20 protein-coding genes are annotated in these 19,748 nt (G+C 64.2%); 14 read left to right on the plus strand and 6 right to left on the minus strand.

Annotated elements, in window-relative coordinates:
- Nucleotides 1-1,137 carry an acyl-CoA dehydrogenase family protein gene (locus CXQ89_RS10245; RefSeq protein ID WP_104161170.1) on the minus strand — a complete coding sequence of 379 codons (1,137 nt, stop codon included), beginning with the start codon at nt 1,135-1,137 and terminating at the stop codon, nt 1-3.
- Nucleotides 1,138-1,561: 424 nt separating this feature from the next.
- On the opposite strand from CXQ89_RS10245, the gene CXQ89_RS10250 reads away from it, so the two are divergent.
- Both CXQ89_RS10250 and CXQ89_RS10255 read left to right on the plus strand, forming a co-directional pair.
- A complete protein-coding gene (locus CXQ89_RS10250) occupies nt 1,562-2,632 on the plus strand; it encodes a YeeE/YedE family protein (RefSeq protein WP_104054126.1) in 1,071 nt (356 codons plus the stop codon).
- A 71-nt stretch (nt 2,633-2,703) separates the two neighbouring features.
- The gene (locus CXQ89_RS10255) at nt 2,704-2,931 is read left to right on the plus strand and encodes a sulfurtransferase TusA family protein (protein ID WP_104054125.1); all 228 of its coding nucleotides are present in this window, start codon (nt 2,704-2,706) and stop codon (nt 2,929-2,931) included.
- A 90-nt stretch (nt 2,932-3,021) separates the two neighbouring features.
- On the opposite strand, the gene CXQ89_RS10260 is transcribed toward CXQ89_RS10255, so the two are convergent.
- Nucleotides 3,022-3,792, minus strand: coding sequence for an enoyl-CoA hydratase/isomerase family protein (locus tag CXQ89_RS10260; RefSeq protein ID WP_104161171.1), 771 nt, complete (start codon nt 3,790-3,792; stop codon nt 3,022-3,024).
- A gap of 165 nt (nt 3,793-3,957) precedes the next feature.
- Here CXQ89_RS10260 and CXQ89_RS10265 point away from each other — a divergent pair, with 165 nt between their 5' ends.
- From CXQ89_RS10265 to CXQ89_RS10275, 3 genes are read left to right on the plus strand one after another with little or no spacing between them, the layout of a single operon-like run.
- Nucleotides 3,958-5,541 (plus strand): fatty acyl-CoA synthetase, encoded by a 1,584-nt coding sequence (locus CXQ89_RS10265; protein ID WP_258060028.1) that lies wholly within the window; start codon nt 3,958-3,960, stop codon nt 5,539-5,541.
- A gap of 42 nt (nt 5,542-5,583) precedes the next feature.
- Nucleotides 5,584-6,588: an aldo/keto reductase family protein gene (locus tag CXQ89_RS10270; RefSeq protein WP_104161173.1), complete on the plus strand. Its 1,005-nt coding sequence runs from the start codon at nt 5,584-5,586 to the stop codon at nt 6,586-6,588.
- Between the two features lie 15 nt (nt 6,589-6,603).
- Nucleotides 6,604-7,413, plus strand: a complete 810-nt coding sequence (locus CXQ89_RS10275) for an SDR family oxidoreductase (protein WP_308471682.1) — start codon at nt 6,604-6,606, stop codon at nt 7,411-7,413.
- Nucleotides 7,414-7,479: 66 nt separating this feature from the next.
- Here the strand turns inward: CXQ89_RS10275 and CXQ89_RS10280 are convergent, their stop codons facing one another.
- A complete protein-coding gene (locus tag CXQ89_RS10280) occupies nt 7,480-9,078 on the minus strand; it encodes an HNH endonuclease signature motif containing protein (RefSeq protein WP_104161175.1) in 1,599 nt (532 codons plus the stop codon).
- A 286-nt stretch (nt 9,079-9,364) separates the two neighbouring features.
- Nucleotides 9,365-10,846, minus strand: a complete 1,482-nt coding sequence (locus tag CXQ89_RS10285) for an MFS transporter (RefSeq protein ID WP_104161176.1) — start codon at nt 10,844-10,846, stop codon at nt 9,365-9,367.
- Nucleotides 10,847-10,903: 57 nt separating this feature from the next.
- Between CXQ89_RS10285 and CXQ89_RS10290 the strand changes: the two genes are divergently transcribed.
- The 4 genes from CXQ89_RS10290 to CXQ89_RS10305 all read left to right on the plus strand — a co-directional run bounded on the left by CXQ89_RS10290 (nt 10,904) and on the right by CXQ89_RS10305 (nt 13,769).
- Nucleotides 10,904-11,500: a TetR family transcriptional regulator gene (locus tag CXQ89_RS10290; protein ID WP_104054118.1), complete on the plus strand. Its 597-nt coding sequence runs from the start codon at nt 10,904-10,906 to the stop codon at nt 11,498-11,500.
- A gap of 119 nt (nt 11,501-11,619) precedes the next feature.
- A complete protein-coding gene (locus tag CXQ89_RS10295) occupies nt 11,620-12,453 on the plus strand; it encodes an SDR family NAD(P)-dependent oxidoreductase (protein WP_104161177.1) in 834 nt (277 codons plus the stop codon).
- An 89-nt stretch (nt 12,454-12,542) separates the two neighbouring features.
- Nucleotides 12,543-12,890: a UBP-type zinc finger domain-containing protein gene (locus CXQ89_RS10300; protein WP_104161178.1), complete on the plus strand. Its 348-nt coding sequence runs from the start codon at nt 12,543-12,545 to the stop codon at nt 12,888-12,890.
- 90 nt (nt 12,891-12,980) lie between these two features.
- Nucleotides 12,981-13,769, plus strand: coding sequence for an SDR family oxidoreductase (locus CXQ89_RS10305; RefSeq protein ID WP_104054115.1), 789 nt, complete (start codon nt 12,981-12,983; stop codon nt 13,767-13,769).
- A gap of 21 nt (nt 13,770-13,790) precedes the next feature.
- Here the strand turns inward: CXQ89_RS10305 and CXQ89_RS10310 are convergent, their stop codons facing one another.
- Entirely contained in the window at nt 13,791-14,876 is a 1,086-nt protein-coding gene (locus CXQ89_RS10310; RefSeq protein ID WP_104054114.1) for a lysylphosphatidylglycerol synthase transmembrane domain-containing protein, read from the minus strand.
- Nucleotides 14,877-15,055: 179 nt separating this feature from the next.
- Between CXQ89_RS10310 and CXQ89_RS10315 the strand changes: the two genes are divergently transcribed.
- The 5 genes from CXQ89_RS10315 to CXQ89_RS10335 all read left to right on the plus strand — a co-directional run bounded on the left by CXQ89_RS10315 (nt 15,056) and on the right by CXQ89_RS10335 (nt 18,369).
- Complete coding sequence (locus tag CXQ89_RS10315; RefSeq protein ID WP_104054113.1) at nt 15,056-16,201, plus strand: ABC transporter permease; 1,146 nt, start codon at nt 15,056-15,058, stop codon at nt 16,199-16,201.
- Nucleotides 16,198-16,893, plus strand: a complete 696-nt coding sequence (locus CXQ89_RS10320) for an ABC transporter ATP-binding protein (RefSeq protein WP_104161179.1) — start codon at nt 16,198-16,200, stop codon at nt 16,891-16,893. The genes CXQ89_RS10315 and CXQ89_RS10320 overlap by 4 nt, the downstream gene beginning before the upstream one ends.
- 31 nt (nt 16,894-16,924) lie before the next feature.
- On the plus strand, nt 16,925-17,530 hold the full coding sequence (locus CXQ89_RS10325) for a TetR/AcrR family transcriptional regulator (RefSeq protein WP_104054111.1): 606 nt from the start codon (nt 16,925-16,927) through the stop codon (nt 17,528-17,530).
- The gene (locus CXQ89_RS10330) at nt 17,527-17,973 is read left to right on the plus strand and encodes a DUF3054 domain-containing protein (protein WP_104161180.1); all 447 of its coding nucleotides are present in this window, start codon (nt 17,527-17,529) and stop codon (nt 17,971-17,973) included. The genes CXQ89_RS10325 and CXQ89_RS10330 overlap by 4 nt, the downstream gene beginning before the upstream one ends.
- A 114-nt stretch (nt 17,974-18,087) precedes the next feature.
- Nucleotides 18,088-18,369: an Lrp/AsnC family transcriptional regulator gene (locus CXQ89_RS10335; protein ID WP_104054109.1), complete on the plus strand. Its 282-nt coding sequence runs from the start codon at nt 18,088-18,090 to the stop codon at nt 18,367-18,369.
- Between the two features lie 227 nt (nt 18,370-18,596).
- Here the strand turns inward: CXQ89_RS10335 and trpD are convergent, their stop codons facing one another.
- Nucleotides 18,597-19,607, minus strand: coding sequence for an anthranilate phosphoribosyltransferase (trpD, locus tag CXQ89_RS10340; RefSeq protein WP_181032327.1), 1,011 nt, complete (start codon nt 19,605-19,607; stop codon nt 18,597-18,599).
- Nucleotides 19,608-19,748 lie beyond the last annotated feature (141 nt).

Here is a 19,748-nt window from a genome sequence, read left to right on the forward strand (position 1 = left end):
TCAGGCCTCCGCCAGTGTTCGCCCGACAATGAGCTGCATGATCTCGTTGGAACCTTCCAGTATTTGGTGGACCCGCAGGTCCCGGACAATTTTCTCCAGGCCGTACTCGGAGAGGTAGCCGTAACCGCCGTGCAGCTGCAGCGCTTCATTGGCGACTTTGAACGCATTGTCAGTGGCCACCCGTTTGGCAATGGCACAGAGCTTAACGACGTCGTCAGTACCCCGGTCCAGTGCATCGGCACCCCGCCACAGCATGGTGCGTGCAGTCTGCAGATCCATTTCCATATCCGCCAGACGGAACATGAGGGACGACTGTTCGATGAGCGGTTTGCCGAAAGCCGTGCGCTCCTTCAGATAAGCCACGGTTTTGTCCAGCGCGGCCTGCGCTCCGCCCAGAGAGCACGCTCCCATGTTGAGGCGTCCGCCGTTCAGGCCTTTCATGGCAATGCCGAAACCGGAGCCCTCTTCACCGAGGCGGTTGGCTACCGGCACCCGCAGATCGGTGAAGATCACCTGTGCGGTGGGCTGCGCATTCCAGCCCATCTTGCGTTCGGACGGCCCAAAGGAAAGCCCCGGCGTGTCAGCCGGCACTACGATGGCGCTGATGCCGCGCGGACCTGCACCGCTGGTGCGGGCCATGACGATGTAATAACTGGAGGATCCGGCCCCGGAAATGAACTGTTTGACGCCGTTGAGGACATACTCGTCGCCGTCGCGTTCAGCCTTGGTGGCGAGCGCAGCCGCATCCGAACCCGCCCCGGGTTCCGTCAGGCAGTAGCTTCCCAGCGACTGCATGGACGCCAGCTCCGGAACCCACCGGGCACGCTGGTCCGCATTGCCGAAGGTGTCGATCATCCACACCACCATGTTGTGGATGGAAATATAGGCGGCAATGGAGGGATCCGCTTTGGAGAGTTCTTCGAAAATCAGCACGGCATCCGACCGGGAAAGACCGGAGCCGCCGTATTCCTCTGCTGCATAGATGGCACCCATGCCAAGTTCTCCGGCCTGGGCCAGCACGTCCACCGGGAAATGCTTTGTTTCATCCCATTTCGCCGCGTTTGGCGCGAGGGCGTCGGAAGCGAATTCCCGAACCATATCCCTAATGGCCTGCTGGTCCTGCGTCAGTTCGAACATGGTCCGCCCTTCATTGGTGCCGTGACGCCCAACATACTTGGACTCCCTAGTAATTACTAGGGGTTCCAAGGACTCTTTCTTCCGGACACCTCTGCTGCGGCGGTTCTTAGCGGACTTTCCATTGCGGACAGCGTCATAGTTAGACCACCACGGGCAGTGTCTGCAAGAATTCCCGAACCGGCTGTTACTCCCGGAATCCCGCTGCGCCGCCGCCGTTGAGTGCGGCCCTCAAACGTCCGATATCAGCTCTTTATTCCCGCCCCGTCACGGGGCTTCATGCGCGTTCACCCGGCGCCATGATCCTTGGCATGCCCCTGCCGCGGGGCCTAGCGTTGCGAAGCTGCGGGCAGTTCTCCCGCACCCCCATGAACCCAGCTGGAATTCATCCCGCTGGATTCACCTCCCCCGCCAAAGGAGTACCCCCATGCTTATCTCCGGCCTTCTTGTCGGCATGGCCCTGGGCTTTGTCATGCAGCGCGGGCGCTTTTGCGTCACCGGCGCCTTCCGCGACGTCTGGGTCACGCGCAACACGCGCTGGCTGACCGCCTTTCTTGTGGTGGTGGCGGTCCAGAGTGTAGGCGTTTTCGCCCTGGACGCCGCCGGCGTCATTACCCTCGCTTCCGGCCCATTCCCGTGGCTGGCCACCATTGTTGGCGGTTTCATTTTCGGATTCGCCATTATTCTTGCCGGCGGCTGTGCCACCGGAACGTATTACCGTGCCGGTGAAGGACTGGTGGGGAGCTGGCTCGCGCTCATCACGTATGCGCTCTTTGCCGCCGTCATGAAGACGGGACCGCTTTCAGGCTTCAATACCTCCATGCGCTCCGTGACCGTTGAACAAAGCAACTTCTATTCGGTGCTCAACGTCTCGCCATGGGTCTTTGTGGCCCTTCTGGTGGCCGGGGTCGCACTGGCGGTGCGCCACCACCTGAACAAGCCGCGGTTCAAGATGGCCGCACCGCCGGCATCAAAAACCGGACTGGCACATCTATTGTTTGAAAAGCCCTGGAATGCCTTTGCCACCGCAGTGGTTATTGGCCTGATCGCCATTGCCGCGTGGCCGCTGAGCTGGGCCACCGGCCGGGAGGCCGGGCTGGGGATCACCACACCGTCCTCCAACGCGGTCAACTACCTGGTTACGGGAGATCCCGAACTGGTGGACTGGGGCGTACTCCTGGTTGCCGGCATTCTTCTCGGCTCCTACATCGCGGCCAAGGGCAGCGGAGAGTTCCGCATCCGGGTTCCCGACGCCGCAACAGTGGTGAAGAGCCTGAGCGGCGGTGCCCTCATGGGGATCGGAGCTGCACTGGCAGGCGGGTGCACCATCGGCAACGCCATGGTCGAGACCGCACAGTTCAGCTTCCAGGGCTGGACGGCACTGGTGTTCATGATTTTGGGCACCGGGCTGGGGGCACGGCTCACCATTATGAACCGCCGCCCCTCCTCCGGATCCGGTCCGGCCAAGGTTCCCGCCCGCGCCGCAGCGCACAGCTAGTCAGGTAACTAACACCCCCGACAACAACCGTCCCGCCCATAAACCGGCGGCTCCCGAAAGGAAACACCCCCATGGCACAGGTAACCCTCGAAACCAACGGACAGGTCTGCCCCTTCCCCCTCGTCGAAGCCAAGGACGCCATGACCACCCTGGCAGCGGGTGACGAACTGGTGATCAACTTTGACTGCACCCAGGCCACCGACGCCATTCCGCGCTGGGCCGCTGAAAACAACTACCCGGTCACCGATTTCTCCAAGATCGGTCCGGCGGAATGGTCCATTACGGTCCAGAAGGCCTGAGCCTCCTGAACTCTGACTTGCGGCACCCCAGAAAACCCGGGGTGCCGCAGTCAGTTCTAGCCGTCAGTCAGTTCTAGCTGGCACTCAGTTCTAGCTGTTGGATCGTGCGGCAAAAGCAGCGAGCCGCTCCCGGGTGTCCACTGAACCCGCCATCGACGCGATCGTTTCAGCTTCCTCCTGCAGGTGGGCCTCATAGGCTGCCAGGCTCCGCGCACGCAGCAGCCGCTTGGTGGGGCCGAGCACGGCAACGGCTCCCGCCGCCAGTTGCTGTCCCAGCTCCTGTGCCCTGCGGGCAAGGTCCTCCGCGGCCGCCACTTCGTTGATCAGACCCCACTCGAGGGCATCGGCGTGATTGGCCACCCTACCCGTGAGACACATTTCGGCTGCGCGTCGCGGGCCCGCCAGTTCGGGCAGCAAATAGGACACCCCGCAGTCAGGCGTCAGTCCCACCCCGGCATAGGCGCTCAGGAACCGGGCCCGCGGCGAGGCAAGAACGAAATCCGAGTTCAGCGCCAGGCCCAGACCCGCACCGGCTGCAGGTCCGTTCACCACCGCGATGCTGATCAGGCGGGACTTGGCCAGCGCCAGGACTGCTTCATGCAGCTTGCCGGCCAGCTCCTTCAGGAAACCGCCCTGATCCGCGGCTGCAGCCATTGCTGCCACATCACCTCCGGCGCAGAAAAACCGGCCGTTGCCCTGCAGCAGCAGGACATGGCAGTCCGTGCGGGTTTCCGCCTCCGCGAGCGCCGCGCAAAGTTCCTCAGCCAGGACCAGGCCTAGGGCATTCGCCTGGTCCGGGCGGTTCAGCGTCAGCCGCGCCAGCGCGCCGTCGTACTCGAGCGTGAGATGGCGGTAGGTCATGCGGCAGGTCTCCTCGTGCGTGGTCGGTCATCCGGCTGCGTGCCAGTCTAACGGGGCAGGTCAACATCTTCCCCTCCGCCGCCCGCTGGGACAGAATGTGGGCCAACAGGTCCGCTGATGCGCATTGGTGCTGACGCGGCAAGCAGTCGATTATGGGGGTACCGCGTGTCCGTCAGTCCGCTTCTTTCACTGTCCCGCAGCCAGACGCTGGGGGATCTTCCCCGACGAAGCGCTCAGCGCTTTCCCACCCGGACCGCCGTCGTTGACGGCACCACCCGTCTCACCTTCGCGGACTTCGAGCGGGCGGTAGCCGCGGCAGCTTCCGCCCTGCAGGCCCACGGAATCGCACCGGGAGACCGGCTGGCCCTGCTCTCCCGCAATACGTGGCAGTTTGCGGCGCTGGCCTTTGCCACCGCCCGCGCCGGTGTGGTCCTGGTGCCGATCAACTTCATGCTCGGACCCGACGAGGTGGCCTACGTGCTGGATCACAGCGGTGCCACCGCATTTGTGGTCCAGGACGCGCTGGTTCCGGTTGCCGAAGCCGCCATGAAAGCGGCGGAAACCGACGTCGTCGTTGTCCGTTCCAGCATCTGCAGCGGTCCGGTGCCGGCTGGCTGGGAGGATGTGCAGGATTGGTTCGACTTCGACGGCGGGACAACGGAGCCTCCCCTGGTGGCGGATGATGATCCGGTGCGGCTGATGTACACCTCGGGCACGGAGTCACGGCCCAAGGGGGCTCTCATGTCCAGCCGGTCGCTGATGTGGGAGTACGTCTCCGCGGTGGTTGACGGCAACATGAGTTCCGACGACGTTGATCTGCACACGCTCCCGCTGTATCACTGCGCCCAGCTGGACTGTTTCCTGGCACCGGACATCTATCTCGGTGCCACCAGCATCATCCTTCCGGCACCCGACCCGGCGGCCATCCTGGCAACCATTGAACAGGAAAAGGTCACTAAATTCTTCGCTCCCCCGACGGTTTGGATTTCCCTGCTGCGCTCGCCGCGGTTCGACACAGCCGACCTGTCCTCTCTGCGCAAGGGCTACTACGGCGCATCCGCTATGCCCGTACAGGTGTTGAAGGAGCTGCAGGAGCGTCTGCCGGACGTGCGGTTCTGGAACTTCTACGGCCAGACGGAAATGGCGCCGGTGGCCACCATCCTCGGTCCGGAGGACCAGCTGGCCCATGCCGGGTCAGCGGGCCGGCCGTCGCTGAACGTGGAGACTGCCGTGGTGGATGATGAGGACCGGCCTGTGCCGGCCGGCACGGTCGGCGAGATCGTACACCGCAGCCCGCACGCCACCCTGGGCTATTACCGCGATCCTGAGCGGACCGCCGAGGCTTTCGCCAACGGCTGGTTCCATTCGGGTGATCTGGGGTATTTCGACGACGAAGGCTACCTGAGCGTGGTGGACCGCAAGAAGGACATGATCAAGTCCGGCGGAGAGAACGTGGCCAGCCGCGAGGTGGAGGAGGCCATTTATCTGCTCGACGGTGTTGCCGAAGCTGCAGTGTTTGGGGTCCCCCATCCGCACTGGGTGGAAGCTGTCGCCGCAGTGGTGGTTCCGCGGCCGGGCGTTGAGATGATGCCCGAAGAGGTCATGGCGCACACCCGCAGCCTGCTGGCCGGTTACAAAACACCCAAATACGTGGTTATAGCCGAGTCGCTGCCCAAAAACCCCAGCGGCAAAATCGTCAAGCGCCAGTTGCGCGATCAGCACACGGGACTGGGTACTGTGGTGGCGTGAGACGGATCACACTCGATAACCGGTAGAAGGAAGCGCACCTCCATGGAACACAGGTACCTCGGCAACAGCGGGCTCAAGATCTCCGAAATCATCTACGGAAACTGGCTGACCCACGGCTCCCAGGTGGAGAACGACATCGCCACCGAGTGTGTCCGTGCCGCACTGGAAGCCGGGATCAGCACCTTCGACACCGCTGATACCTATGCCAACACAGCCGCGGAGGCAGTCCTGGGTGCCGCCCTGAAGAATGAGCGCCGGGAATCGCTGGAGATCCTGACGAAGGTGTACTGGCCCACTGGTCCTGCCGGACACAACGATTCCGGCCTGTCCCGCAAACACATCATGGAATCCATCAATGGTTCCCTGCGGCGGCTGCAGACGGACTATGTCGACCTGTACCAGGCGCACCGCTATGACTCGGAGACGCCCCTGGAGGAAACCATGCAGGCCTTCGCCGACGTCGTACGGCAGGGCAAAGCCCTGTACATCGGTGTCAGCGAGTGGAACGCCGAGCAGCTCCGTGCCGGACAGGCACTCGCCAAGGACCTGGGATTCTCCCTGATCTCGAATCAGCCGCAGTACAACATGCTGTGGCGGGTCATCGAGGCAGAGGTGGTTCCGGCGTCGGAAGAGCTGGGTATTTCACAGATTGTCTTCTCCCCCATGGCCCAGGGTGTCCTCAGCGGCAAGTACAAGCCGGGAGCGGACCTGCCCGAAGGCAGCCGTGCCACGGACTCCAAGGGCGGCGCGAAGATGATTAGCCGGTGGATGAACGACGACGTGCTGGCCGGTGTGCAGAAACTGCAGCCGATTGCCGATGAAGCCGGCCTGACGATGGGCCAGCTGGCTGTCGCCTGGGTGCTGCAGAATCCGAACGTGGCTGCCGCTATCATCGGCGCCTCCCGGCCGGAGCAGGTCACCTCGAATGTCCAGGCGGCGGGAGTGGAACTTAAACCCGATGTCCTGGCCCGCATAGACGACGCCGTGGGCTCACTTGCCGAGCGTGATCCCGCAAAGACCCATACCCCGGAGAGCCGTCCCTCCTAGATGCCTGCTGAACACTTGAAGACACCCCTTCCGCTGGCTGGCCGCACGGCAGTCATCACCGGGGTCAGCCGGCGACGAGGGATCGGCTTTGCCGTAGCGACCCGACTGGCACGGATGGGCGCGAGCCTTTATCTGGCGCACTATTCCCCGCACGATGCGGACCAGCCATGGGGCGCAGACTCGATTGACGACGTCGTCGGCGCGCTGCAGGGCTTCCTCACCGACGGGGCGCAACTGGAGCACACCAGCATCGATTTGGCGGATGCCGGCGGTGCGGAACAGCTCATTCGAAACGCTGCCGCTGCCCTGGGACATCTGGACATACTGATCTGCAACCATGCGCGCAGCGGCGGTGACGGAGCGCTGGCGGAGATGACAGCCGAGAAGCTCGATGCCCACTGGCAGGTCAATACCCGCTCAACCCTCCTGGCCACCTGCGGGTTTGCCCGGCAGCACGACGGGCGCCCCGGAGGGCGGGTTATCTGGATGACGTCGGGGCAGATCAACGGCGGGATCATGGAGGACGAGATTGCCTACGCAACGTCCAAAGCCGCTCTGGCGGGGATCACCCCATCGGTGGCAGCGGACCTGATCCGCCGGGGAATTGTCCTTAACACCGGGAACCCCGGCCCGGTGAACACAGGCTATCTGGACCTTGAGACCGCCGACCGTTCCCCGGAAGTCGTTGCCGAGGTCCTTTCGCGGTTTCCCGGCGGCCGCTTCGGTGAACCGGATGACCCCGCCCGCCTCATCGCTTGGCTGGTCAGCGACGAGGGGCGGTGGATGGTGGGACAGGTGCTCACCAGTGACGGCGGGTTCCGCTAATCAGTTCGCCGGTAATTACCGGGGTTTAGTCGGAAGCTAATCCGGTCTGGAAGGGTGTAACCAGGTCTAGAAGGGTGGCGGGTCGTCGCCGTAGTCCGCTGGGTCCGGGTCCGCGGCCGATCCCTGAGACGACCGTCCGATTACAGCGGGTCCCGCGGCTTTCCCATCTGGTCCCCCGTCTGGTCCGGTGCTAAGCCTCGTGCTCAGTCCTGCGGCCAGGATGAGGTGCGGATCGGTGCGGTAGGTCCGGCCGCCCGGCGAGGTCCACTCAATAATCCCGGGACTGCGTTGGTGGGCTTTCCAAAAACCCCGGGACTTGAACATGTGATGCCGCTTGCAGAGATGCTCCAGGTTGTCATGATCGGTGCTCCCGCCGTGGGACCACGGTTTAGTGTGATCTATTTCGGCGATGACGGCGTTGGTCCGGCATCCCGGGAACCGGCAGGTCCCGTCGCGTGCCCGCAGCCAGCGCTGCAGCCCGGCAGGAACTTTCCGCCGCCGCCCGACCCGCAGGATCTCGTCAGTGTCCGGGTTTCGTTCCACCGGAGTCCAGTGGGCTGCCTGCCGGGCCAAACGGCGGGCAGTTTCGGGGCTGATCGGCCCGTATCCGTGCAGTTCGGCAGGCTGTTCGTCAGCACCGAACAGGGTCTCGGCGGTGATCAGGACCAGGATTTCGGTGCGGGCCCGGGCACGTGCCCGGGCCTGGTTATCCTTGGTGTCGCGGCCGCCGGCCTCCACGCGGTGGGAGTCACCGCTGTCTCGGCCACCGCTATCTAATCCACCGGTATCACTGGCGTCAGGATCACCGTCGAGCAGGTCAGCCAGAATGTCCGCCCGCAACTGATCCACTCCCCGCGGATCCCCCGCCCCCTGCTCACCCCGCGCCGCCGTGGTCAGCTGCGTATAAACCAGCTGCGCCCTCGCAGCCGGCAACAACGCCGACAACCACGACATCCCGTCCTCCTCCGGCACCAAACACACCCGCCGCCGTTCAAAAGCACTCTGGTGCCGGACCGGAACGGTCTCCGGATACCGGCCCTCCCGCAACCTTCTGGCCTTCACCCGGAACTGGGACGACGTCTGCCCCGCACCAGCAGCCTCCAGCAACACCGTTTCGAAGCCGGCCAGCTCGGGTTCTGGGACGTTTTGGGACTGGTCCAGCACCGTCTGCACATGCCCGTAACCCAGGGCCCCGTCCTCCAGCCGGGCCAGCGTTGCGGTATGGGTGGTGCATAACCGTCCCGCCTCACTCATCAGCATCTTCGCGGTGTTCGTGGGCAGGTGCAGGATGGCTGCGGCTTCCTCCGCGGCCAGGCTGAAGGTCAGGGCCGGATCCTCCCGGCCAACATCTTCGAGGAGCTCGTCACGGAAGAGGGTTTCCATCCGGTGCAGCACCTTGGCCTGCTGGGCCTGCGCCCACCGCACCAACGCATCCAACCGGGACAACACCACACTGGTTTCGTCCTGGGTCAGGGCCTCCGCACCCTGCAGGACCAACGAACCGGTAAGCCCGTCCCGGTAGGCCGGGTCCATGTGAGCGGTTTCGGGATACCTCGGGGCACTGTCCGGCTCAGCGTTGTAAATCGACAGGCTCGGGCCGGCAACCTGCCCGGCACCGGATGCTTCACCAGTGCCACCGCGTCGAAAAGATCCGTTCTGATCCATGACTTCAGGCTTTCACCTGCCACCGACATTTCCGTCCCGAAAACAGCCCCAAAAACGCCCAAAACAGAGACTTTCGAGAGCTCAAGATACCCGTCTTTTCGGAAGAACTACTTGGGAAAGGGAGCGCTTACCTGCGGAGCAGTCGCCAGAGGATGCACATCTGGGTCATTGAAGGCCTCGATCCCAGCACAGCCAACCGAACCAGCACAAAAGCGTGGACCACCCCCTGAATAACCAGGAGCCGGTCCACGCTTCATGCCTGAGAGTCAGAAAGCTTCGAAACCCGTCAGCCCGCGTGAGCCACGGCAGGAACCTTCAGCAGGTCCTCCTTGGCCGGACGGATCATAAAGAAGCCAATCGGTGCGGCCAGAAGAATCGCCGCACCTGCCCACATGAATGCCGCCGAATATCCGCTGACCAAGGCACCGGCCTGGGCTCCGGGGAGCACCTCGTTGCTGCTGAGGTACGCCGTCATGGCGGCGGTATAGATAGCCGTGAACAGGGCCGTGCCAATGGAACCGCCAATCTGCTGCGTGGCGGAAACAGCGGCACTGGCAACGCCGGCGTCGTGCTCGTCAATCCCGGCGAGCGCAACGTTCTGCAGCGGAACAAAAATCATCGCCAGGCCGAAGCCCAGAAGAATCAGCCCGGGCAGGACCTCCAGGGCGTAGTTGCCCTCCACAGTAATGAAGGACAACCAGAAGAGGCCGACAGCGCCAACCACAGGCCCCACCGTCATCGGCAGGCGGACACCCGTGCGGGGCAGGAACTTGGACAGCACGCCTGCACCAGCGGTGATAGCGAGCGTCATCGGAAGCGACGCAAGTCCGGACTTCAGCGGCGAGTAACCCAGGACAATCTGGAAGTAGAAGACGAGGAAGAGAATTCCGCCCAACAGGGCAGCGCCGGTCAGGGCCGAAATCAGGAAAGCACCGCCGCGGACCCGGTTGGCCAGCACACGCAGGGGAAGCAGCGGGTTGGATACCTTGGATTCCACAAATACGAAGGCAGCGAGAACGACGGCGCCGGCTGCCAGGAAACCGATGGTTTCCACCCGCGCCCAACCGTTTTCAGCCTGGGCGAAACCGTAGACCAGCGAGGCGAGTCCGACAACGACGAGGATGGCGCCGGGAAGGTCGTAGCGCGTGTTGCCGTGGGCCTTGCTCTCACGGATCAAAGGCAGACCGGCAGCCATGGCGACGACGGCGATAGGCACGTTCACGAGCAGGCACCAGGTCCAGGAAGCGTACTGCGTCAGGACGCCGCCAAGCAGCAGGCCGATGGCTGCACCGCCGCCGCCAATCGCGCCGTACACGGCGAAGGCTTTGATACGGTCCTTGCCCGACGGGAACGTGATGGTCAGAATTGCCAGCGACGCCGGTGCCAGGAGTGCAGCAAACGCACCCTGCAGGCCACGGGCGGCGAGCAGCATTTCAGTACTGGAAGCAAAGCCGCCCAGCGCTGAGGCAAGGGCAAACCCAAACATGCCCACCATGAAGGTGCGCTTGCGGCCCCAGTAGTCCGCGATGCGTCCACCAAGAAGCAGCAGGGACCCGAAGGCCAGGGCGTAAATGGTGACTACCCAGGTCCGGTCGCCGTCGGACATGCCGAGATCCAACTGGGCGTCCGGCAGGGCGATGTTAACGATTGTCCCGTCAAGGACCACCATCAGCTGGGCCAGGGCGAGAACAGACAAGAGGAGCCAGCGGTGCGGATGCGCCGAGTGGTCAACGGCCGGAGGCGATCCGGCGGGGGTGGTGCGGTCCATGTACGGGAAATCCTCATTCAAAACGAACTGGTTGGTTGGCTTAGCTAGACTACAGGCATGAGAAGCGACGGCGAAGCAACACGGGCCAGAATCATGGCTGCAGCACGCACTGAGTTTGCCCGGTATGGACTGGCCGGCGCACGTGTCGACCGGATAGCCGCGGAGGCCAAAGCCAGCAAGGAGCGCCTCTATGCCTACTTCGGCGACAAACGCTCGCTCTTTGCCGCTGTGCTGAAGGACAACCTGCAGGAAACTACGGATCAGGTTTCGAGGGACGCCACAGACTTGCCGGGGTTCGTCGGCGCAATGTTTGACCACGCCGTGGAAGAACCCGAGCACCTGCGCATGCTGGACTGGGCACGGCTTGAAGAGGAGCCCAACCTGCTCCCGCCGACACCGTGCGGCCGACCAGGCCCCCGCAACGAAGACATCGTCAGCGCCCAGAAACAAGGCCTCATCGATCCGGCCTGGGACCCGGACGAGTTAATGGTTTTGCTCTTCTCCCTGGCCACGGCGTGGGCACAGTCACCTGAAACCCTCTTCACGGGAAAGCCGGAAGGGTCCGGCAAATCACGGGACCGGCGCCGAAAAGCTGCCGTTGCCGCGGCCCGCCGCCTCCTGGAGCCAACGCCGCAGACCCAACAGAGGCACTGACCGCGAACGGGTGACACCAGCTACCGCAATACGGCGACTTGGTTCATTGGCTCATCCCCCGTGCATTGCCATACTGGGAAAGTCTTCGCACGATTCCTCCTCTGCCGAAAGGCCACCCTGTGCCAGAGCGAACCATCGTCATCACCGGGGCAAGCGACGGCATCGGTGCCGCAGCAGCCCGCAGCCTGCACAGCTTAGGCAACCGGGTCGTCGTCGTCGGCCGGTCGCCGGAGAAGACCGCCGCCGTAGCCCGGGATCTGGGCGGCGCCGACTATTACTTGGCGGATTTCGCCCGGCTCGACGACGTTCGCGCCTTGGCTGCCACACTGCTGGAGCGCTATCCGCGCATCGACGTCCTCGCCAATAATGCCGGCGGCATCATGGGCCGGCGTGAAGAAACCGAGGACGGCCACGAAAAGACACTGCAGGTGAATCATCTGGCCCCGTTCCTGCTCACCAATCTGCTGCTGGACCGGCTGACGGAATCACAGGCAACCGTCGTCAACACGTCCAGCGCGGCCAACAGCATCTTCGCCCGTTTCGATATCAACGATCTGGAGTCCCGCCGAAACTACACGCCCAACCGCGCGTACGGAAACGCGAAGCTGGCCAACATCCTGTTCACCCGGGAGCTGGATGACCGGTACCGCGCCCGGGGCATTTCAACCGCGGCCTTTCATCCCGGCGCGGTGGCAACATCTTTCGCCGCTGAATCCACCACAATGATGCGCCTGGTGTACCGGACGGTCCTCAACCGTTTTTTGATTTCCCCCGAGCAGGGCGCAGACACGCTGGTGTGGCTGGCCACTGCGGACCCGGGACAGGACTGGCAGCCCGGCAAGTATTACTACAAGTGCAAAATCTCCACCGCCAATAAGGACGCTTACGACGCAGCCCTGTCCGCCCGGCTGTGGGCAGAAAGCGCCCGGATGGTGGGACTGCCGGACGACTGACGGGTCGTGGCGGGGGCTGGCCTCTGTTACCCGCGCACCGGCTTGGCTACCGTTGGAGAACGGGGGTGGCCGCCGAGGAGTGAGCACCTATGTACGACTCATCCGGCATCAACGTTTCAGTGCCGCCGTCCGGGCCGGGCTGCGTGGAATGCAGTGCGGACGGGGGCTGGTGGTTCCACCTGCGCCGGTGTGCCGAATGCGGCCATATCGGCTGCTGCGACAACTCTCCGGGACAGCATGCCACCGGCCACGAGCAGTCAACCGGCCATCCGGTGATCCGCAGCTATGAACCCGGGGAAGACTGGTTCTGGGATTACCGGACCAGTTCCGTCTTTGCGGGCCCGGAGCTCGCGCCGCCGCTAAGCCATCCGCTGAGCCAGAGCGTGCCCGGGCCCGCTGAAAAAGTTCCACCCGGCTGGCAGAGTGAACTGCACTAGTCAGCGCCGCCCGCTGACCTGGGTTTCAGGCGATTGGTGCACAAATCACGTCAGTCAAAACCGCACGTGCCGCTGGCGTAATCTGGAGTCATGGCACGCACATACATAGTCACTGGATCAGGATCGGGAATCGGCGCCGCTACAGCCGAACTGCTGCGCGAACGCGGCAACACCGTTGTGGGAGTGGATCTTCGCGGTGCTGAGGTCGAAGCGGACCTGAGCACTGCCGAAGGCCGCCGCACAGCGGTTGACAAGGCTGTGGAGCTCGCCGGCGGCAAGGTGGATGCAGTCATTGCCTGTGCAGGCATCTCTGCACCCGCGCCCATCACGGTTGCCGTCAACTTCTTCGGAGTTACCGAATTCCTCGAAATGCTGGCCCCCACGCTGGCCAAGAGCGATGCGCCGCGGGCGGCCGTCGTCAGTTCCATGGCGTCACTCCAGCCCAACTCCCCCGAGCTCGTTGACGCAATGCTGGCAGGCGACGAGGCCCGCGCGCTGGAAATCGGTGCAGCCCTCGCCGAGCAGGGTCCCCGCGTTGGATACCTCAACTACCCCTCCTCCAAGCGGGCACTCAGCCGCTGGGTTCGCCGCGCAAGCGTCACCGACACCTGGGCCGGCGCCGGCATCCCCCTGAACGCCGTAGCCCCGGGCACCGTACTCTCGGCAATGACCAAGGAACTGCTGTCCACCCCCGAGGGACGCGAAATGGTGGACTCCTCAGTCCCCATGCCGCTGAACGGGCATTCCGATCCCATTGTCATTGCACGCCTGCTCGCCTGGCTGACCAGCGAAGAGAACACGCACACCACGGGTCAGACCATTTACACCGACGGCGGCGCAGACGCCACGCTGCGCGGAGACGACATCTGGGGCGCGTAGCAGGTACCCCCTGACCGGCTGTTACTTCTGTCGGACAACCGTCGAAGCAGCCCCGGAACTCTTGTTCCGGGGCTGCTTTTGCTTGCGGCGCAGGATGCCCAGCCGCAGGGACAGGTACGCAAGGCCCCCCGCAGGGATCGGCAGCCAGAACTGCACCAGCCGCCAGGACAGCACTCCGAGGACGGCAGCATGGTCCGGCGCGCCGAAGGCCACGAGCATGGGCACCAGCACTCCCTCCACCAACCCGAGGCCGCCCGGGGTGAGCGGCGCCAGGGCCACCAGGTTGGCGAGCGAATAGGCCAGCAGCAGTTCTGCGGGATGAAGGACGTGCCCGTAGGCGGCGAGGAAAACCCAGAGGCACGCAGCGTCGAGCACATAACGCAGCGCGGCGAGGACCACCGCTGCCGCGAACCTGCGCGGGTCCCCGCGGAACATCTGAACCTCGGCAGCGATCGTCCGCACAAACTGCTCGGCTGAGGCGGGAGAAATCACCCTAATGGTTCGGGCCGCACTGCTTGCGATGCGGACAGCTCCGTCCAAATGCCGGTCCAGCACCGTGAGCACGGCCACGGACAACACCAGCAGCACCAGGACCACGGCCCCGGCAGTACTGAGATAGCGTCCTGCCGCAGAGGTGCTGTGAACCGTCAGCAGTCCCGCACTGAACAGACCGGCCAGCACCAGATTGGCTCCAACCACCTGGACGGTCGCGGCGCTCAGCGCGTTTTCTGACTGCACTCCGCACCGGGTAAGCAGGCGGAAGCGGGCGGCCGCCGACGTCGTCCCGCCGCCGGGAACGGTGTGGTTGACGGCCAGGTCTGCGAGATCAATGCGGAACAGGGTGAAGAATCCCGGACGCTCCTCTCCCGGCAGTACCTCGCGGGTGAGCCAGCTGTAGCTGGCCAGTGATCCCGTCTCCAGGAGTACGGCGAGAAGAACAAGGATGACCGGCAATCCCAGGACGGCGGAAACAATATTCCCCGATCCAGCCAGCTGCGGCAGGACGATGTATTCGACTACCAGCACGACAGCCAGTACAGCGGCCGCCCACCTCAGCAGCCGTGAATGCGCCAAACGGTGCCAGGCCTGGTGCAGGTGCTGAGGCATCCTTCAAGAACAGCAGAAGGGCGGCGTCCAGGCCAGAGCGGAGGGGGACGCGCCCCCTGTGAAGTTCCATCACAAGAGAGCCGGGCCCAAACTTGCCCTCCACAGCAATTTTCTGACACGATGTTGGCATGATGCTGACACAGTGTTGGCATATGTATCCACAACCCACGGAGATTCCCATGTTTTTAGCGCTGCGTGAACTGCGCTTCGCCAGGGCCCGGTTTGGCCTGATGGGCGGCGTCATTGCCCTCATCGCCATCCTGATGGTCCTGCTGTCCGGCCTGTCCTCCGGTCTCGTCAATGACGGCGTCTCCGGGCTCAAGTCCATGCCCGCCACAGCTTTCGCTTTCAATGAAGGCACCAAGACCGACAACGCGTTCTCGCGAAGCGTCGTCGATGAGTCCCAGGCCGAAGCATGGCGCAGCCAGCCCGGCATTGCGGATGTCACACTGATGGGTGCTTCCATGATGAACGGCACCACCGGTGACGGCACCCAGGTTGACCTTTCCCTCTTCGGTGTTGATTCCGATGCCTTCCTCGCGCCGGAAATCGGTGAGGGACGCGCGGTGTCCGCGCCGAACGAGATTGTTGTCTCCCCAACGGGAGCCGATGAAGGGCTGGAGCTGGGCTCCGTTGTCACCCTGGAGCGGATCGGCACGGAGCTGACCGTGGTTGGCTACACAGCCGATCAGGCCACCTTCGGGCACGTGACCGTTGCCTACCTTCCCCTCAGCACCTGGCAGTACATTGCCGGCGGCGATGCGGCCCCCGGGGCACCCTCGGAGGCCGACACCGCCGATACGTCATTCAACACGGCCAGCACCGTGGCGCTGCTCGCCGAGGACGGTGCCGATATTGACTTCGCTGCAGGTGACGAAGCTGCCGGAACCGTCACGTCCACCCTGAAGGAATCCTTCAACGCGTCCCCCGGCTACAGTGCAGAAACCCTGACCCTGCAGATGATCCAGGTTTTCCTGTACGCCATCTGCGCACTCGTTGTCGGAGCCTTCTTCACCGTGTGGACCGTTCAGCGGAAGCACGAACTGGCCGTCCTGCGTGCCATCGGCGCCTCAACCGGCTACCTGCTGCGCGACGGTCTGGCCCAAGCTGCCATCGTCCTGGTTGGCTTCACCGCCGCCGGCGTGCTGCTTGGCCTCGGCATGGGTGCCGGGTTGTCCGGCACTGCCATGCCGTTCGCCCTGGAAGCCGGCCCCATTGGCCTCGCCACGGCTCTGACCATCCTGCTGGGACTGATCGGCGCCGCCGCCGCCATCATTCGAATTTCCCGGGTTGACCCCCTGGCTGCTCTGGGAGGACAGCGATGAATACAACGACCGAACCAATCACGGACACTGCCCTGGGGCTGGTGATCGAGGGAGCCAGCCTGGCCCTCGGCGACGGTGACGCCACCGTACAGGCCCTGGATAAGGTCTCCCTCACGGTTCGCCCGGGCGAGCTTGTCGCCGTCGTCGGACCCTCCGGAGCCGGCAAGTCGAGCCTTCTCGCCGCGGCCGGCGCTCTCACCAGCCCCGACGCCGGAACCATCTCCATCAACGGAACAGACCTCGCAACGCTGAACAGTGCTGCCCGCGCCCGCTTCCGGCTGCGTAACATCGGCTTTGTCTTTCAGTCCGGGAACCTGATTCCGGCGCTGACGGCCGGTGAGCAGCTGGAACTGGTGCACCGGATGGCGTTCGGCAAGAAGAGCTTCGACCCGCGGGAGCTGCTCGCAGCAGTTGGAATGGACCACAAGCTCAAGAGCCGGCCCGACCAGCTCTCCGGCGGTGAACGCCAGCGCGTGGGAATTGCCCGGGCCCTCGTGACCCGTCCGCCGCTGCTGCTGGTGGACGAACCCACGGCTGCCCTGGACCGGCGCCGCAGCCAGGAGGTCGTAGCGCTGCTGGCCCGCGAAACCGCTGAGCGCGGCGTTGCTACAGTTATGGTGACGCACGATCATGACGTTCTCCACCACTGCCACCGCGTGGTGGAGATGGTTGACGGACGGCTCATCAGCTAGATATCAAACACAGCAAGTAACAGGAGAGCATGTGCCCCGCATAACCGCCCCCACGGTCGCAGAACACCGTGCGGCCCAGCAACGGGCGCTTCTTGATGCGGCACGCACTCTGCTGGCACGAACGGGTGAGGCTCCCAGCATGGCCGATGTGGCCGCGCTGGCGGGCCTCGCCCGCCCCAGTGCCTACCAGTACTACAAGTCCAGGCAGGACCTCCTGCATGCACTTGTCCTGGATGTCTTTCCCCGCTGGGCACAGCGGGTGGAAGAAGCCATGCGTGCCCAGCCCGAACCGGCCGACCGCATTCTCGCCTACGTCCTGACCAATATTGCCCTGGTTGCCGAAGGCGAGCATGCCGTGGGCAATGCACTGGCCGCCGTGGCGCCCAGTGAGGAACTAAACACCCAAAGCGCCATCATGCATTCACAACTTCTGGATCCGCTGGTCGGCACGCTCCGCGAGCTGGGCGCCGAGGACCCGGCGGCCACGGCGGAACTGATCAACGGCATTGTTCACACAGCCACCAAGCAGCTGGAGTCAGGCACACCGCAGCAGGCCGTGAATGCACGCGTCACCGAGCTCCTGGAACCCTACGTCCGGCAGCACCGCAGCGAAGATGCCGGAGAGCAGCAGCCATGAATGACCCCCGCACCGGGACCAACACCGCCTCCCCCGGCACCTCTGCCGCTGAGTCCCCGTCCCGCACCGGCCGCAGCAGCGGCCACAGCAGCAGGACAGTGATTCTAGCCCTCGACGTCGTACTCATCATCCTGTTCGCGGCGCTGGGACGGGACACCCACGAGCACGGGCTGGATCCGGCCGGCATCCTCGTCACCGCCTCTCCGTTCCTGGCAGCCTGTCTGGCCGGCTGGGTACTCCTGGCCCGCTGGAACTCCCCGGCGTCGCTGTGGCCGGCAGGTGTCGCCCTGTGGCTCATCACCGTGGTTGCCGGACTCGGTGTGCGGGCGCTTTTCGGCGGCGGCGTCGCCCTGAGCTTCGCCGTCGTGACACTGTGCGTCCTCGGCGCCTTCCTGCTGATTCCGCGCGCGGCCGCGCATCTGTGGGCCCGTAGGAAGCGCTGACCCGCTGCTTCTTCCTGCAGCAAGCGCCGGTGCTTCCGATAGGCTCGCAGTAGTGCGGCCTCCAGCACCGAAGCATCAGCCTCCACCCCAGCCAGCATTTTCGAAAGGCTCACCATGATCACCGCTTTTGTCCTCATCCAGACTGACTCCGCCCGCATCCCCGAGTGTGCCGAGGAGATCTCGGAGATCGAAGGCATCAGTGAGGTCTACTCAGTCACCGGCGAATGGGACCTCATCGCCATCGCCCGGGTACGCCGCCACGAGGATCTCGCCGACGCGATCGCCAACCGGCTCTCCAAGGTCAACGGCGTCATCGGCACAACCACCCAGATCGCTTTCCGCGCGTACTCCAAGCACGATTTGGACGCCGCTTTTTCCCTGGGATTCGATAGCTGACATCGCCTGATTCCGCGTTGCATATCACAAAATAGCGGCAGGCGGAACACGATTTCATAACAATTCATAAGGCCCTTACCTCCCCCGGCCAGGGTGGGTAAGGGCCTTTCTCGGATGATGTCGGGCACCATATCTGTCGTTATGGGGGCAGATTTCGGACGCGAAAACCGACGCACCCGGCGGGACCAAAACGGCTGAATAGAAACCAGGTTTTTCTTCCCCCGGTACTACTGGGTGACCTCAATCCAACGGTCAAGAGCCGCCTGGGCAGCACCGGAGTCGATCGCCTTTTCTGCACGGCGGATCCCCTCCGCCAAACGTTCCGGCAGGCCCGCGTCCGCCTGCGGGTCCAGTGCAACCAGCGCGGCACCGGCGTTGAGGACAACGGCGTCACGGACCGGCCCCTTGTCACCGGCCAGCACACTGCGCACCACTGCGGCGTTCGCGGAAGCATCCCCGCCCCGCAGATCGCCCAGAGTCGCCCGGGGGATCCCGAGGTCCAGGGGATCCACCGTTGACACCTCTACGGCCCCGTTACGGACTTCCCAGACGGTGGAGGCGCCCGTCGTCGTCATTTCATCCAGGCCGTCATCCCCGCGGAAGACGAGGGCGCGAACTCCGCGGGCCGCCAGGACTCCGGCCATCAGGGGTGCCAGCCGAGCATCGGCCACCCCGATCGCGGAAGCGGCGGGGCGGGACGGGTTGGTGAGCGGTCCCATGAAGTTGAAGGCAGTGGACACACCCATTTCCCGCCTCGGCACAGCTGCGTGCCGCATGGACGGATGGAAGACCTGAGCGAAACAGAAGGTGATGCCGGCCGTGGCCGCTGCCTCCGCCACCCGGTCTACGGGGAGGTCCAGGCGCACCCCGAGTGCCTCTATGACGTCAGCGGAGCCCGACGACGACGACGCTGCCCGGTTGCCGTGCTTGACCACTTTCGCTCCGGCCCCGGCGCAGACGAGGGCTGCCATGGAGGAGATATTCACTGTGTTGTGCCGGTCACCTCCCGTGCCCACGATGTCCAGGGTCTCCCCCGGAATATCGATGGGACGGGAGTTCTCCAGCATGGCCTCCACCAGGCCGGTCAGTTCCTGAACCGTCTCCCCCTTGGACCGCAGGGCCACCAGGAAGCCTGCCATCTGGGCGTCCGAGGCTTCGCCGGCCATGATGGAATTCATTGCCCATCGCGTCTGCTCAGTGCGCAGATCCTGACGCAAAATCAGGGCGTTGATGAGCATCGGCCAAGTGTGTTCGGAGCTCGGATTCGTAGTCACATCCCCTAGGTTATCTACGAATCGTAGAAAAAGCGGATTTGTTTCTGACGAGCCACTTCCGCGCCGTTACTGGGATCCGCGGGGTTTCGGCACTATTTTGACGCG

Origin of the sequence: Arthrobacter sp. ZGTC212, from assembly GCF_002929255.1 — a bacterium.
Taxonomy (GTDB): domain Bacteria; phylum Actinomycetota; class Actinomycetes; order Actinomycetales; family Micrococcaceae; genus Arthrobacter_B; species Arthrobacter_B sunyaminii.

Excerpts from the sequence above, each read along its gene's own strand:
- CXQ89_RS10245 (WP_104161170.1), bottom strand. The coding sequence starts at position 1,137 with ATGTTCGAACTGACGCAGGACCAGCAGGCCATTAGGGATATGGTTCGG.
- CXQ89_RS10250 (WP_104054126.1), top strand. The coding sequence starts at position 1,562 with ATGCTTATCTCCGGCCTTCTTGTCGGCATGGCCCTGGGCTTTGTCATG.
- CXQ89_RS10255 (WP_104054125.1), top strand. The coding sequence starts at position 2,704 with ATGGCACAGGTAACCCTCGAAACCAACGGACAGGTCTGCCCCTTCCCC.
- CXQ89_RS10260 (WP_104161171.1), bottom strand. The coding sequence starts at position 3,792 with ATGACCTACCGCCATCTCACGCTCGAGTACGACGGCGCGCTGGCGCGG.
- CXQ89_RS10270 (WP_104161173.1), top strand. The coding sequence starts at position 5,584 with ATGGAACACAGGTACCTCGGCAACAGCGGGCTCAAGATCTCCGAAATC.
- CXQ89_RS10280 (WP_104161175.1), bottom strand. The coding sequence starts at position 9,078 with ATGGATCAGAACGGATCTTTTCGACGCGGTGGCACTGGTGAAGCATCC.
- CXQ89_RS10285 (WP_104161176.1), bottom strand. The coding sequence starts at position 10,846 with ATGGACCGCACCACCCCCGCCGGATCGCCTCCGGCCGTTGACCACTCG.
- CXQ89_RS10290 (WP_104054118.1), top strand. The coding sequence starts at position 10,904 with ATGAGAAGCGACGGCGAAGCAACACGGGCCAGAATCATGGCTGCAGCA.
- CXQ89_RS10300 (WP_104161178.1), top strand. The coding sequence starts at position 12,543 with ATGTACGACTCATCCGGCATCAACGTTTCAGTGCCGCCGTCCGGGCCG.
- CXQ89_RS10305 (WP_104054115.1), top strand. The coding sequence starts at position 12,981 with ATGGCACGCACATACATAGTCACTGGATCAGGATCGGGAATCGGCGCC.
- CXQ89_RS10310 (WP_104054114.1), bottom strand. The coding sequence starts at position 14,876 with ATGCCTCAGCACCTGCACCAGGCCTGGCACCGTTTGGCGCATTCACGG.
- CXQ89_RS10315 (WP_104054113.1), top strand. The coding sequence starts at position 15,056 with ATGTTTTTAGCGCTGCGTGAACTGCGCTTCGCCAGGGCCCGGTTTGGC.
- CXQ89_RS10320 (WP_104161179.1), top strand. The coding sequence starts at position 16,198 with ATGAATACAACGACCGAACCAATCACGGACACTGCCCTGGGGCTGGTG.
- CXQ89_RS10330 (WP_104161180.1), top strand. The coding sequence starts at position 17,527 with ATGAATGACCCCCGCACCGGGACCAACACCGCCTCCCCCGGCACCTCT.
- CXQ89_RS10335 (WP_104054109.1), top strand. The coding sequence starts at position 18,088 with ATGATCACCGCTTTTGTCCTCATCCAGACTGACTCCGCCCGCATCCCC.
- trpD (WP_181032327.1), bottom strand. The coding sequence starts at position 19,607 with ATGCTCATCAACGCCCTGATTTTGCGTCAGGATCTGCGCACTGAGCAG.